Origin of the sequence: Streptomyces sp. NBC_00670 (assembly GCF_036226765.1) — a bacterium.
GTDB lineage: Bacteria > Actinomycetota > Actinomycetes > Streptomycetales > Streptomycetaceae > Streptomyces.
In genome coordinates this window covers 3,784,279-3,798,363 of the sequence record NZ_CP109017.1, presented here as the reverse complement: position 1 = coordinate 3,798,363, position 14,085 = coordinate 3,784,279, and the positions used below count along the sequence as shown (strand labels likewise).

The window sequence follows — 14,085 nt, the reverse complement described above, 5'->3', positions numbered from 1 at the left end:
GTGGGGGCGCCCCTAGGTAAGTGCAGCCAGCGTCACCGTGAACGTCGTGCCGGCGCCCACCTCGCTCTCCACCTCCACCCTCCCCCCGTGGTCCCGCACGATCTGCCGGGCGATGGACAGCCCCAGCCCGCTGCCCCCCGTCGCCCGCCCCCGCGCCGCGTCCGCGCGCCAGAACCGGTCGAACAGGTGGGGGAGCTGCTCCGCCGGGATCCCCTTGCCCGTGTCCGTCACCCGCAGCACCGCCGCCCCGTCCCGCCGCTCGGCAAAGAGCGTCACCGTGCCCCCGGCCGGGGTCGCCCGCAGGGCGTTGCCGACGAGGTTGCCGACGACCTGCCGCAGCCGGTCGGCGTCGGCGTGGACGTGCACCGGATACGGCACCCGTGTCCGCAGCGTCACCCCCGCGGCCTCGGCCTGCGCGGCGTGCGCGGTGCGGGCGGCCTCCAGCAGGTCGCCGAGGCCGACGTCGGCGCGGTGGTAGGTGAGCGCGCCCGCCTCGGCCAGCGCCAGGTCCTGGAGGTCGTCGACGATGCGCTGCTGGAGCAGCGCCTCCTCGTGCAGGGAGTCGAGCAGTTCGGGCGAGGCGTCGACGACGCCGTCGCGCAGCGCCTCCAGATAGCCGCGCAGATTGGCCAGCGGGGTGCGCAGTTCGTGGGCGATGTCGCCGGTGAGCCGGCGCTGGCGTTCCTCGGCGGACTGCAGGGACTCGGCCATGCGGTTGAAGGCCCGGCCGAGCTCGGCGATCTCGTCCCGCCCGGAGACCGGCACCCGGCGGGCCAACTCGCCCTCGCCCAGCCCCCGGGCGGCCGAGGTCAGGGCGCGCACCGGACGCAGTACGGCCCGGCTGAGCAGCAGCGCGCCGAGGACCGCGACGAGGGCGACGCCCGCGGCGACGGCCACGGTGGGCGCGGCGGCGAGCCCGGCGGGCGCCTCGCCGCGGAAGCCGAGGGCGACCTGGAGGCGGGGCGGGGCGAGCGTGGCCGTCCGCTCGGTGAAGACGCGGCGCAGACAGGCGGTGAACCGTTTGTCCGTGGACTCGTCGGCGCAGGGGGTCAGGGCCTCGTGGTCCTGACCGGCGTGCGGGTCGGCGCCGGGGTCCGGGGCGGCGCAGCTGGCCGGGGGCCGGTCGGCGGTGACCCTGGGGATGCCGAGGGCGTCGGGGCGGGCGGTGACGGTGGCGCCGGCCCGGGTGAGGCAGGCGGCGTAGGTGACGGCGGAGCGGTACTCGGCGAGCGCGGTCACCGTCCGTTTGACCGAGGCGCGCCGCACCGGTCCGGCGGGTATCCGCAGCTGGGGCCGGGGGTCGACGACGACCGGGGGCTGCCCGCCGGGCTCGCGCGGGGTGCGGCCGGTGAGGGCGTCGGAGTCGGCGAGGAGGACGTCGTTGTCGGTGACGACACGGATGCGCTGCCCGGTGTCCTTGGCCAGCGTGCGCACGGTGGGGGAGACGCCGTCCCAGGTCCCGTGCGCGAAACCGTAGCTCCGGAGCGCCTCGGTGATCCGGCTGACGTCCTGCCGGCCGGCCGCGACCGACTCCTTGACCTGGCTGGTGGCCTGGCGCAGCGTCAGCCAGGCGGTCGCCCCGGTGGCGGTGAGCGCGATCAGCGCCAGCAGCGCGAGGACGCGCAGCCGGAAGCTCACGGTGCCTCCCCGGCGGTACGGGGCCCGGGCCCTGCCGCCGGTCGCGGGGTCAGCCGGTAGCCGCGCCCGTACACCGTCTCGACGTGCCGGGTGCCCCCGCGCCCGCCGCCCCCGTCCAGCTTGCGGCGCAGGTTCATCACATGGGCGTCGACCGTGCGCTCCAGTACCTGCTGGTCGAAGCCGAAGACGCGGTCGATGATCTGGGCGCGGGTGAAGACGCGGCCCGGCTCGGCCGCGAGGAGGGCCAGGATCGCGAACTCCTTGCCGGTGAGCGGCACGGGCGCGCCCGCCGCCGTCACCTCGAAGCGGGCGGTGTCGATCACCAGGTCGCCGACGGTGAGGACCGGTGGCCGCTCCCCCTCCGCGGGCCGCGCCCGGCGCAGCAGCGCCCGCACCCGGGCGGTGAGTTCGCGGGGGCTGTACGGCTTGGTCAGATAGTCGTCGGCGCCCAGGTCGAGGCCGAGCAGCAGGTCCTCCTCGGTGCTGCGCGCGGTCAGCAGCAGGATCGGCACCCGGGACTCCGCGCGCAGGACGCGGCAGACGTCGAGCCCGTCGACGTGCGGCATCATCACGTCGAGGACGAGCAGGTCGGGCCGGGAGGCGCGGGCGCGGTCGATCGCGGAGCGTCCGTCGGCCACGACCTGGACGTCGTGGCCCTCCCGCTCCAGGTAGATGCGGATCAGTTGCGCCTGTTTCACGTCGTCCTCGGCGACGAGTATGCGAGCGGGCAACGCGACTCCTTCGACGGCCATTCCTCGGGATTCCACAACGTACCAGAAGGGGAATTCCGGAATCCGTGAATCCAGGTGGGCAGGGAGGCCCATGTTTCCGGACACGCAACGGCAAGAAACAGACATCCCGCGCCGGAATCATTTCTTCAGCACGTGCGGTGTCGAATCGTAACGGCAGCAACAAGGACAGAAGAAACAACAGAGGAAACGACAGAAGAAAAACGACGATGGGGGAACAATGAAGCGTCGATTCGCAGTCGTTCTGCCGACCCTCGTGGCCGTGGCCGCGAGCCTGCCGATCGCTCTGGCCACCACGCCGGCGTCGGCCGCCGCGTCCTGCGGCAAGACCGTCTCCGACAAGGACGGCAGTTCCTGGAACAAGACGGCCGACGGGGCCAACGAGCGCAGCGGCTCCAGCACCGGTTGTGCGATCAACGGGATCGCCTACAACACGCAGCGGCTGGACTACCACTGCTTCACCATCGCGGGCGACTACACCTGGACGTACCTGCGCAACGACAGCACGGGTGTGTACGGCTGGGTCCGCGACGACCTGCTGAGCGACTACGGCAGCGGGGTGTACTGCGGCTTCTGACGCCGCGGCAGGCAAACGGAACGGGCAGGAAGAAGGGGCGGTCCGGCCGGACCGCCCCTTCGCCGCGTGCACCGGCGCGCGATTTCCCGCGCGCCGGAGAAGCGGAATTGCGTACGCCGGAGAAGCGGAAGTCCGTACGCCGGAAAAGCGGAATTCCGCGTTACCGCGTCGCGCCGCCGAATTACTTCGGCTGCGGCTTGCGCACCGTCAGATGCAGTTCCCGCAGCCGGTTCTCCTCCAGCTCCGTCGGCGCGCCCATCATCAGGTCCTGGGCGTTTCCGTTGAGCGGGAAGGCGATGGTCTCGCGGATGTTCGGCTCGTCGGCGAGCAGCATGACGATGCGGTCCACGCCCGGGGCGATGCCACCGTGCGGCGGGGCGCCGAAGCGCAGCGCGCGCAGCATGCCGGCGAACTCGCGTTCCACCGTCTCGTGGTCGTAGCCGGCGATCTCGAACGCCTTGAGCATGATGTCCGGCTCGTGGTTCCGGATCGCGCCGGAGGACAGCTCGACGCCGTTGCAGACGATGTCGTACTGCCAGGCGAGGATGTCCAGCGGGTCCTGGTTCTCCAGGGCGTCCATGCCGCCCTGCGGCATCGAGAACGGGTTGTGCGAGAAGTCGATCTTCCCGGTCTCCTCGTCCTTCTCGTACATCGGGAAGTCGACGATCCAGCAGAACCGGAAGACGTTCTCCTCGAACTGCCCGGCGCGCTTGGCGGCCTCGACCCGCACCGCGCCCATGATCTTGGAGACCTCGTCATACTCGCCCGCGCCGAAGAACACCGCGTGCCCGGCGGCCAGCGAGAGCCGCTTGGTCATCTCCGCGACGTTCTCCTCGGTGAGGAACTTCGCGATCGGACCGGTCAGCGAGCCGTCCTCGCCGACGCGCACCCAGGCCAGGCCCTTCGCGCCCTGCTCGACCGCGTACTCGCCGAGCTGGTCGAAGAACTTGCGGGGCTGGGCGGCGACGTCCGGCACCGGCAGCGCGCGCACGTGCTTGCCGGCGAACGCCTTGAACTCCGAGCCCGCGAAGATGTCGGTGAGGTCGACCAGCTCCAGCTTGGCCCGCAGGTCCGGCTTGTCCGAGCCGTACTTGGCCATCGCCTCACGGAAGGGGATGCGCGGGAACGGCGAGGTGACGTGCCGGCCGCCGCCGAACTCCTCGAAGAGGTCCGTCATCAGCTTCTCGATGGGCTGGAAGACGTCCTCCTGCTCGACGAAGCTCATCTCCACGTCGAGCTGGTAGAACTCGCCCGGCGAACGGTCCGCGCGGGCGTCCTCGTCGCGGAAGCAGGGCGCGATCTGGAAGTAGCGGTCGAAACCGGAGATCATCAGCAGCTGCTTGAACTGCTGCGGCGCCTGGGGCAGGGCGTAGAACTTGCCCGGGTTGAGGCGGGAGGGCACGACGAAGTCGCGAGCGCCCTCGGGGGAGGTGGCGGTGAGGATCGGCGTCGCCATCTCGTTGAAGTTCATCGCGGCCATCTTGTGGCGGATGGCGGAGATGACCGACGTGCGCAGCAGGATGTTGCGGTGCATGCGCTCGCGGCGCAGGTCCAGGAAGCGGTACTCCAGGCGCCGCTCCTCGTTGACCCCGTCCTCGGTGTTGATCGTGAACGGCAGCGGGGCGGCGGCGCCGAGCAGCTCGACCTCGCCGACCTCGACCTCGACCTCGCCGGTCGGCAGGTCGGGGTTGACGTTCTCGGTGCCGCGCGAGACGACCTTGCCGTCGACCCGGACGGTGGACTCCTTGGACAGCTTGTCCAGGGCCTCGTAGGCGGGGGTGCCGGGGCGGGCCACCAGCTGGGTGATGCCGTAGTGATCGCGCAGATCGATGAAGAGGATGCCACCCAGGTCGCGCCGATTGTGCAGCCAGCCGCTCAGCCGGACGTCGGAGCCGACGTCAGAGGCGCGGAGCTCGCCGCAGGTGTGGGACCTGTACCGATGCATCGTCGTTCATCCAGCCTTCGCGGATCGGGGTCTGTGAGGCGTCCCTGCCCCGCGGTCTTCGCCGTGGGCGCACGGTGCATGTTTCACGTGAAACACCCCCAGCGTACCGGGCACCCGAAGCCCGCTCTCCCCCCTTCCCGCGCGGGAGCGCGGACGGCAGCACCGGCGGGAGGCGGCTGTGGCACCCGGCCCGGCAGCGGTGGCAGCGTCCGATCACTCGTTCCTACAGTGGGACAATGCGCACTGGTGAGCCCCTGCCCGCCGTGGGGGAGGTCCTGGCCTCCCTCGCCACCGGGCTGTGGCGCTGGGACGAGGCCGAGCGCCTCGTCATCCTGGACGCCGAGGCCGCGCGACTGGTCGGGCTGCCCGCGGAGCCGGCCACGCTCGGCGAGGCCGGGATGCGGGCGCGCTTCCACCCGGTGGACTGGAGCGAGGTGGACGCCGTCGTCCAGCTCGCCCTCAGCGAGGGCACCATCGCCGAGATGCGGCTGCGAGTGATGGACGAGCACGGCAGGGTCCTGCGCGTCGTCCGCAGCCGCTCCCGCCCCTCCCTGGACCCGGCCACCGGCGAGTACCGCCTGGTCGGCACCATGCAGGAGGTCACCGAGCCCGGCCCGGGCGCCGCCGTACGCACCTCCGTCACCGGTGACTGGCGCCGCTCGCGCGAGGCGTTCCTGCTGGACGCCGGGCGCGCGCTCGCCGAGGCCCGCTCCACCCAGGAGGTGCTGCGGGTCGCGGCGGGCCTGTCGATGCCCGGCTTCACCCCGGACGGGCAGGCCGTGTTCGGCGTGCAGGGCGACCATCTCACCGTCGTCGGCCACCACGGGCAGTCCCCGGGCGACGAGAGCCCCTTCGTCGACATGCCGCTCGCCACCGACTACCCGGCCACCGAGGTGGTGCGCACCGGCCGCGCCGTCTACCTCTCCTCGCCTGCCGAGTACAAGGCCCGCTACCCCGCCTCCTGGCCGCTCGCCGCCCGCTTCAACCGCCAGTCGTGGGCCTTCCTGCCGCTCACCGTCGCGGGCAGCACGATGGGCACCTGGATGGCGGGCTTCACCTACCCCGTCACCTTCACCCCCGACGAGCGCTCGGTGCTCACCACGGTGGCCCGGATGCTCGCCCAGGCGCTGTCCCGCGCGGAGGTCGCCGAGTCGGAGCGGGAGCTGACGGAGGGGCTGCAGCGCTCGATGCTCCCCCGGCTCGGCCCGCAGATCCCCGGCATGAAGATCGCCGCCCGCTACGTACCGACCGGCGGCGGGCTCCAGGTCGGCGGCGACTGGTACGACATGATCCCGCTGCCCGGCGGCGGGGGCCGGTTCGCGCTGGTCATGGGCGACGTCCAGGGGCACGACGTACGGGCGGCGGGGCTCATGGGCCAGCTCCGCATCGCCCTGCGCGCCTACGCCTCCGAGGGCCACCGCCCCGATGCCGTCCTCACCCGCGCCTCACGGTTCCTGCACGGGATGACGTACGGCGACGACGGCTCCGACCTGCGCTTCGCGACCTGTCTGTACGTCGAGGTGGACCCGGCGACCGGGATGCTGGAGATCGCCCGGGCCGGTCACCCGGACCCCGCGATCCGCATGGCCGACCGCACGGTGTTGCTGCGGCCGACCTCGGGCGGACTGCCGCTCGGTATCGACCCGGACGCCGACTACCCCACCACCCGGCTCGTCCTGGAGCCCGGCGAGACCATGCTGATCTGCACGGACGGCCTGATCGAGACCGGCGGGCACGACCTGGACACGGGGTGGCGGCGCATCCGCCGCATCCTGGAGGAGCACGACGGCGACATGGAGGAGCTCGCCGACGCCCTCGTGCAGGGCGTGCACGGGCCCTCCTCCCACCACGCCACCGGCCCGCTGGCCGACCGGCGCGAGGACGACATCGCGGTCCTGCTGCTGTGCCGGCTCGGGCCGGGCTGCGAGTGCGACGCGGCGGACGGTGCGGGCGGTGCGGTCGCCGGCGCCCGGCCCGGCGTACGGCGGGCGGTGCGGCGGACCGCGCTGACCGTCGCGCAGGCCGAGCCCGAGCGGATCGCCGGGGCCCGGCAGCAGCTCCGGGAGCTGCTGCACGACTGGTCCTCGGCGGACCAGGTCGACTCGGCGGTGCTGCTGCTCTCCGAGATGCTGACGAACGTGCTCGTGCACACGGACGCGGATGCGTTGCTGGTGGCGGAGGTCGGTGGCCGCGGCGGCACCGGCCTCCGCGACCGCGGCCGCACGGTGCGCGTCGAAGTCACCGACGTGAGTGACGATCTGCCGCACAAGCGGGATCCGGGGGAGCTGGCGTCCTCCGGGCGGGGGCTGGTGCTGATGGAGTTCCTCGCGGACGGGTGGGGGGTGGATCCGCGGGGCGAGGGGAAGACGATCTGGTTCGAGTTGCGGGAGCGGCCGGATCCGGCGTAGCCGGACCGACTGCCGTGCCTACTTCTGACCGTCCCGTACCTCGTGCGCCGCACCGAACGCCGCCGCCGTGAGCGGGACCGCCAGGAGCATGCCGAGGATGCCGGCCACCGACGCGCCGGCCGCGAGGGCCACCAGGACCACCGCCGGGTGCATCCGCACCGTACGGCTCTGGATCACCGGCTGGAGCACATGTCCCTCGATGAGCTGCACGGCGACGATCACCCCGAGCGCCCACACCGCCACCGCGAACCCCCGGTCGGCGAAGGCCACGAGCACCGCCACCGCACCGGAGAGGAACGCGCCCAGGTAGGGGATGTAAGCGCCCACGAACACCAGCGCGCCCAGGCCCACCGCGCCCGGCACCCGCAGTCCGAGGAGCCCGGCGGTGATGAGGGCCGCGTCGATCAGCGCGATGAACGTGGTCCCCCGCATGAACCCCTCCACCGCGCCGAAGGCCCGCCGTGCCACCGCCTCCACGGTGTCGGCGCTGTCGTACGGGGAGAGCGCGCGCAGCCCCCGTACGGCGCGGTCGGCGTCACGCAGGAAGAAGAAGACGAGCAGCAGCGCGAGGATGGCCGTGGCGATGGTCTCGCCGACGTAGCTGACCCCGGTGACGACGCTGGAGACCGCGCTGCCGCTGAACCTGCCGAGCAGCTTGCGCGCCTCGTCGGCGAGCGAGTCCACGGAGGCCCCGGACGACCCGAAGTGCCCGGCGACGTCCTGCGCGGCCTTGCGGACGGAGTCGATGATCTGGGCGCCGTTGTCGATCAGCGCGGAGACGACGATGTAGAGCGCGCCGCCCACCACGGCGACGACGGCGACGCAGGTCACGAAGGCGGAGAGCGAGCGGTGCACGCCCACCTTGACCAGCCGCCGGTGCAGCGGCGCGAGCAGGGCCGCGCCCAGCAGGGCGAGCAGCACGGGGACGACGGCCGGGCGGAACACCGCGCACAGCTCCACCACCACCCAGCCGACCCCGGCGACGAGCAGCGCCACGACGCACCAGGCGGCGAGCCGTCGCACGGAGTCGGGAAGCACCTGCACGCCCCCAGCCGATCACGCGGCCGGCGGCCCTGCCCGCCCGGACACCCGCCCGGGTGACCGGGCAGGACACGAGGCAGGGGGCGGTTCCGCCGGAACCGCCCCCTGCCTCACTCCCGCGTGCCCGCTACTCCCCGGCCGGGCCCTGCTCGGTCATCCCGTGGACCGCCGGGACCGTGCCGAGGCGGCCCTTCTGGAAGTCCTCGAACGCCTGCTGGAGCTCCTCGCGGGTGTTCATGACGAACGGCCCGTAGTGCGCCATCGGCTCCCGGATCGGGCGGCCGCCCAGGAGCAGGACCTCCAGGTCGGGGGTGTTCGAGTCCTGCCGCTCGTCGGCGCGGACGGTCAGCGCGGAACCCGCGCCGAAGACCGCAGTCTGCCCGACGTGCACCGGGCGCCGGTCGGTGCCGACGCTGCCGCGTCCGGCCAGGACGTAGGCCAGTCCGTTGAAGTCCTCCCGCCAGGGCAGGGTGACCTCGGCGCCGGGCGCGACCGTGGCGTGGACGAGGGTGATCGGGGTGTGGGTGATGCCGGGGCCCTCGTGCCCGTCCAGCTCACCGGCGATGACGCGGAGCAGCGCGCCGCCGTCGGGAGTGGTGAGCAGCCGCACCTGGCCGCCGCGGATGTCCTGGTAGCGCGGGGCCATCATCTTGTCGGCGGCCGGGAGGTTGACCCACAGCTGGATGCCGTGGAAGAGACCGCCCGAGACGACCAGGGACTCCGGCGGCGCCTCGATGTGCAGCAGGCCGGAGCCGGCCGTCATCCACTGGGTGTCGCCGTTGGTGATGGTGCCGCCACCGCCGTGGCTGTCCTGGTGGTCGAAGGTGCCGTCGATGATGTAGGTGACGGTCTCGAAGCCGCGGTGGGGGTGCCAGGGCGTGCCCTTCGGCTCGCCCGGTGCGTAGTCCACCTCACCCATCTGGTCCATCATGATGAACGGGTCGAGATGGCGGTAGTTGATCCCTGCGAACGCGCGGCGGACCGGGAAGCCCTCCCCTTCGTAGCCGCTGGGCGCGGTCGTCACGGCGAGCACGGGGCGGGCCACGGCGTCGGCCGGCGCGCCCACACGCGGGAGGGTGAGCGGGTTCTCGACGGTCACTGCAGGCATGTCGGTACCTCCTTGTGCTCGAAGTCTAGTTGAACGTTGAACTTCCTGCCACCCGGAACGCGGAGAGCCCGGAGGGCATTCCCTCCGGGCTCCGGGTGGTCCTGCGCCCCGTACGGGGCGCGGGCCCCTCTATCCGTCCGCGCAGCGATGGCGTCTAGCCATACATCCGCCGCATCGCGAACTCGACCATCTGCTCGACCGACTTCGCGTCGAACACCATCCGGTGCTCCCCCTCCATGTCGAGGACGAAGCCGTACCCGGTCGGCAGCAGGTCGATCACCTCGGCTCCGGTGATCACGAAGTACTTGGACTCCTTGCCCGCGTACCGCCGCAGCTCCTTGAGCGAGGTGAACATCGGGATCACGGGCTGCTGGGTGTTGTGCAACGCGAGGAAGCCGGGGTTGTCGCCGCGCGGGCAGTACACCTTGGAGGTGGCGAAGATCTGCTGGAAGTCCTCGGCGGTCACCTGGCCGGTGGTGAACGCGCGGACCGCCTCGGCGAGCGAGGGCGGCGACGGCTCGGGGTACAGCGGCGGCGTCTGGCCGTAGCCGCCGGGCATCTGCCCGCCGGACATCTGGCCCCCCGGCATCTGTCCGGGGATGTCCTGCGGCGAGGCGTACTGCTGCGCACCGGTGTTCTGGTAGCCGTACATGCCCCACAGCGTAATGGGCGCCCCCGCCCCGCGAACCGGGGAACGGACGGGAAACGGACGGAGAGGGGTCGGCCACACCACGGGTTCGGGGGTTGCTTCTTATTACCGACGGGTAGCATCATCGGAGCTACTTATTGGTACGTGAAGCAACCGCGAGGAGTCCGCACCTCGCCGATCCCGCAACGGAGCCGTCGCCATGGGCCACTACAAGCCGAATCTCCGCGACATCGAGTTCAACCTCTTCGAGGTGCTCGGCCGCGACAAGCTGTACGGGACCGGCCCGTTCGCGGAGATGGACGTCGACACCGCCCGGAGCATCCTCGAGGAGCTGACCCGCCTCGCGGAGAACGAGCTCGCCGAGTCCTTCGCCGACGCCGACCGCAACCCCCCGGTCTTCGACCCGGAGACCAACACCGCGCCCCTGCCCGAGACGTTCAAGAAGAGCTACCGCGCCTTCATGGACTCCGAGTACTGGCGGCTCGGCCTGCCCGAGGAGATCGGCGGCACCACCGCCCCGCCGTCCCTGATCTGGGCCTACGCGGAGCTGATCCTGGGCGCCAACCCGGCGATCTGGATGTACTCCTCCGGCCCCGCCTTCGCCCGCATCCTCTTCGAGGAGGGCACCGAGCAGCAGAAGCGGCTCGCGAAGATCGCCGTCGACAAGCAGTGGGGCTCCACGATGGTCCTCACCGAGCCGGACGCCGGCTCGGACGTGGGCGCCGGCCGCACCAGGGCGGTCCAGCAGGAGGACGGCTCCTGGCACATCGAGGGCGTGAAGCGGTTCATCACCTCCGGCGAGCACGACATGGAGGAGAACATCCTCCACTACGTCCTCGCCCGCCCCGAGGGCGCCGGACCCGGCACCAAGGGCCTCTCCCTCTTCCTCGTCCCGAAGTACCTGTTCGACTTCGAGACCGGCGAGCTGGGCGAGCGCAACGGCGTCTACGCCACCAACGTCGAGCACAAGATGGGCCTGAAGGCCTCCAACACCTGCGAGATGACCTTCGGTGACCGCCACCCCGCCAAGGGCTGGCTGATCGGCGACAAGCACGACGGCATCCGCCAGATGTTCCGCATCATCGAGTTCGCCCGCATGATGGTCGGCACGAAGGCGATCTCCACGCTCTCCACCGGCTACCTCAACGCGCTGGAGTACGCCAAGGAGCGCGTGCAGGGTCCGGACCTCGCCAACTTCATGGACAAGACCGCGCCCAAGGTCACCATCACCCACCACCCCGACGTCCGCCGCTCGCTCATGACGCAGAAGGCGTACGCGGAGGGCATGCGCGCGCTGGTCATGTACACCGCCTCCGTGCAGGACACGATCGCGGTGAAGGAGGCCGAGGGCGAGGACGCCACCGCCGAGCACGCCCTGAACGACCTGCTCCTGCCGATCGTCAAGGGCTACGGCTCCGAGAAGGGCTACGAGCAGCTCGCCCAGTCGCTGCAGACCTTCGGCGGCTCCGGGTTCCTCCAGGAGTACCCGATCGAGCAGTACATCCGCGACGCCAAGATCGACACCCTGTACGAGGGCACCACCGCGATCCAGGGCCAGGACTTCTTCTTCCGGAAGATCGTCCGCAACCAGGGCGCGGCACTGAACTCGCTCGCCGGGGACATCAAGAAGTTCCTGGAGCTGGGCACCGGCGGCGAGGAGCTGGCGGGCGCCCGCGAGCACCTGGCCAAGGCCGCCGTCGAGCTGGAGTCGGTCGTCGGCCTGATGCTCACCGACCTCGCCGCCACCGAGCAGGACACCAGGAACATCTACAAGGTGGGCCTCAACACCACCCGCCTGCTGCTCGCCTCCGGTGACGTGATCGTCGGCTATCTGCTGCTCAAGGGGGCCGCGGTCGCCGTCGAGAAGCTGGAGACCGCCTCCTCCCGGGACCGGGCCTTCTACCAGGGCAAGATCGCGGCAGCGAAGTTCTTCGCGGCCAATGTCCTGCCCGGTCTGACCCTGGCCCGCAAGCTGGCCTCCGGCGTCGACCTGGACCTCATGGAGCTGGACGAGTCCGCTTTCTGACGGACCGTCCGCAGCAGGCAGCGACCGTGCTACGCGGGTAACTTCGCCCCGGTCCGTCCGGGGTCCGCACGGCCCGGCCTGTCCGACCTCCACACCGTCCTCACCAGGGCCCGCTCCTGATCCCCGGGAGCGGGCCCTTCGCCGTCGTTAAGGTGAACCCATGCGCACATCCCCCCGCTTCGACCGCGGCCACACCGACGACCTGATGTCCTTCGTGACGGCGAGCCCGTCGCCGTACCACGCGGTGGCGAGCGCCGCCGAGCGGCTGGAGAAGGCCGGATTCCGGCAGGTCGCCGAGACGGACGCCTGGGACGCGGAGACCCCGGCGGCGTCCCCCGCCGGCACCGGCGGCCGTTACGTGCTGCGCGGTGGCGCGCTGATCGCCTGGTACGTCCCCGAGGGCGCCGCCCCCCACACCCCCTTCCGCATCCTCGGCGCCCACACCGACTCCCCCAACCTGCGGGTCAAGCCGCTCCCCGACAGCGGCGCGCACGGCTGGCGGCAGGTCGCCGTCGAGATCTACGGCGGCCCGCTGATGAACTCCTGGCTCGACCGCGACCTGGGACTCGCCGGACGCGTCGTCCTGCGGGACGGCTCCACCCGCCTCGTCGACGTCGACCGGCCGCTGCTGCGCGTCCCCCAGCTCGCCATCCACCTGGACCGCTCCGTCAGCTCCGACGGCCTCCAGCTCGACAAGCAGCGCCACCTCCAGCCCGTGTGGGGGCTCGGCACCGACGTGCGCGACGGCGACCTGATCGCCTTCCTGGAGCACGAGCTGGAGCTCTCCGCCGGCGAGGTCACCGGCTGGGACCTGATGACGTATCCCGTGGAACCGCCCGCCTACCTCGGCCGCGACCGCGAACTGCTCGCCTCCCCCCGCCTGGACAACCTCCTCTCCGTGCACGCCGGCGTCGCCGCGCTGACCGCCGCCGCGGCCTCGCCGGAAAACCTCACCTCCATTCCCGTCCTCGCCGCCTTCGACCACGAGGAGACCGGCTCCCAGTCCGACACCGGCGCCGACGGACCGCTGCTCGGCTCCGTCCTGGAGCGCTCCGTGCTCGCCCGGGGCGGCTCCTACGAGGACCGGGCGCGCGCCCTGGCCGCGACGATCTGCCTCTCCTCCGACGTCGGCCACGCCGTCCACCCCAACTACGCCGAGCGGCACGACCCCACGCACCACCCCCGGGCCGGCGGCGGACCGATCCTCAAGGTCAACGCCAACAACCGCTACGCCACCGACGGTTCGGGGCGGGCCGTGTTCGCGGCGGCCTGCGAGAGGGCCGGCGTGCCCTTCCAGTCCTTCGTCTCGAACAACTCCATGCCGTGCGGCACGACCATCGGCCCCATCACCGCCGCCCGCCACGGCATCCGGACCGTGGACATCGGCGTCGCCATCCTCTCCATGCACAGCGCCCGCGAGATGTGCGCCGCCGCCGACCCGTACCTGCTGGCGAGCGCCCTGACGGCGTTTCTGGAGGACTGAGCCGCCGCGCCCGGCCCAGGCTCGGGCCGCCGGGACCGCCTCCCCACACCCCGTCAGAACCCCTCCACCGGCTCCCGTTTCCGCCCCCTCGCGACGGGCGGGAGCCGGGGTTCCGCATGCCGGTGCGCCCCGGGGGTACCCGAACGGGGCCGGAGGTTCCGGCACGACAGGGAGGGCAATCTCATGGGCCTGGGCGGATGCATCATCCTCATCGCCGTGGGGGCCATACTCACGTTCGCGACCGACTGGCACATGAACGGTGTCAACCTCGATCTCGTCGGACTCATCTTCATGATCGTCGGACTCATCGGGGTCACCACGTTCAGCAGCATCGCCAGGCGCCGCCGCGTCATGGTGCCGCCCACGACGACGGTCGTCGAGGAGGAACGGCACCACCACCATCACACCGGCGACGGCTACAGCGACGGGTACGGGGTCTGACGGCCGCCGGGCCCCCGTGC

Annotated in this window: 11 protein-coding genes; 5 read left to right on the top strand and 6 right to left on the bottom strand. The window is 71.8% G+C overall.

Features of this window, described 5'->3' with window-relative positions:
- Nucleotides 1-12 precede the first annotated feature (12 nt).
- Both OIE12_RS16920 and OIE12_RS16915 read right to left on the bottom strand, forming a co-directional pair.
- The gene (locus tag OIE12_RS16920; protein ID WP_329136191.1) at nucleotides 13-1,638 is read right to left on the bottom strand and encodes a sensor histidine kinase; all 1,626 of its coding nucleotides are present in this window, start codon (nucleotides 1,636-1,638) and stop codon (nucleotides 13-15) included.
- The gene (locus OIE12_RS16915; RefSeq protein WP_329136189.1) at nucleotides 1,635-2,369 is read right to left on the bottom strand and encodes a response regulator transcription factor; all 735 of its coding nucleotides are present in this window, start codon (nucleotides 2,367-2,369) and stop codon (nucleotides 1,635-1,637) included. The genes OIE12_RS16920 and OIE12_RS16915 overlap by 4 nt, the downstream gene beginning before the upstream one ends.
- Nucleotides 2,370-2,649: 280 nt before the next feature.
- Between OIE12_RS16915 and OIE12_RS16910 the strand changes: the two genes are divergently transcribed.
- Nucleotides 2,650-2,964: an SH3 domain-containing protein gene (locus tag OIE12_RS16910; protein WP_329136187.1), complete on the top strand. Its 315-nt coding sequence runs from the start codon at nucleotides 2,650-2,652 to the stop codon at nucleotides 2,962-2,964.
- Nucleotides 2,965-3,145: 181 nt separating this feature from the next.
- Here OIE12_RS16910 and aspS read toward each other — a convergent pair whose 3' ends face one another.
- On the bottom strand, nucleotides 3,146-4,909 hold the full coding sequence (aspS, locus tag OIE12_RS16905) for an aspartate--tRNA ligase (RefSeq protein ID WP_329136185.1): 1,764 nt from the start codon (nucleotides 4,907-4,909) through the stop codon (nucleotides 3,146-3,148).
- 236 nt (nucleotides 4,910-5,145) lie between these two features.
- Here aspS and OIE12_RS16900 point away from each other — a divergent pair, with 236 nt between their 5' ends.
- On the top strand, nucleotides 5,146-7,317 hold the full coding sequence (locus OIE12_RS16900) for a SpoIIE family protein phosphatase (protein ID WP_329136182.1): 2,172 nt from the start codon (nucleotides 5,146-5,148) through the stop codon (nucleotides 7,315-7,317).
- A gap of 18 nt (nucleotides 7,318-7,335) precedes the next feature.
- Here the strand turns inward: OIE12_RS16900 and OIE12_RS16895 are convergent, their stop codons facing one another.
- From OIE12_RS16895 to OIE12_RS16885, 3 genes are all read right to left on the bottom strand, one after another.
- Nucleotides 7,336-8,361: an AI-2E family transporter gene (locus OIE12_RS16895; protein WP_329136180.1), complete on the bottom strand. Its 1,026-nt coding sequence runs from the start codon at nucleotides 8,359-8,361 to the stop codon at nucleotides 7,336-7,338.
- Nucleotides 8,362-8,485: 124 nt separating this feature from the next.
- A complete protein-coding gene (locus tag OIE12_RS16890) occupies nucleotides 8,486-9,466 on the bottom strand; it encodes a pirin family protein (protein ID WP_329136178.1) in 981 nt (326 codons plus the stop codon).
- A 154-nt stretch (nucleotides 9,467-9,620) separates the two neighbouring features.
- Nucleotides 9,621-10,118 (bottom strand): SseB family protein, encoded by a 498-nt coding sequence (locus tag OIE12_RS16885; protein WP_006138571.1) that lies wholly within the window; start codon nucleotides 10,116-10,118, stop codon nucleotides 9,621-9,623.
- A gap of 196 nt (nucleotides 10,119-10,314) precedes the next feature.
- On the opposite strand from OIE12_RS16885, the gene OIE12_RS16880 reads away from it, so the two are divergent.
- From OIE12_RS16880 to OIE12_RS16870, 3 genes are all read left to right on the top strand, one after another.
- Complete coding sequence (locus tag OIE12_RS16880) at nucleotides 10,315-12,141, top strand: acyl-CoA dehydrogenase (RefSeq protein WP_329136176.1); 1,827 nt, start codon at nucleotides 10,315-10,317, stop codon at nucleotides 12,139-12,141.
- Nucleotides 12,142-12,301: 160 nt separating this feature from the next.
- The gene (locus tag OIE12_RS16875; RefSeq protein ID WP_329136174.1) at nucleotides 12,302-13,624 is read left to right on the top strand and encodes a M18 family aminopeptidase; all 1,323 of its coding nucleotides are present in this window, start codon (nucleotides 12,302-12,304) and stop codon (nucleotides 13,622-13,624) included.
- 183 nt (nucleotides 13,625-13,807) lie between these two features.
- A complete protein-coding gene (locus OIE12_RS16870) occupies nucleotides 13,808-14,065 on the top strand; it encodes a DUF6458 family protein (RefSeq protein WP_030376873.1) in 258 nt (85 codons plus the stop codon).
- The last annotated feature ends 20 nt before the right edge of the window (nucleotides 14,066-14,085 follow it).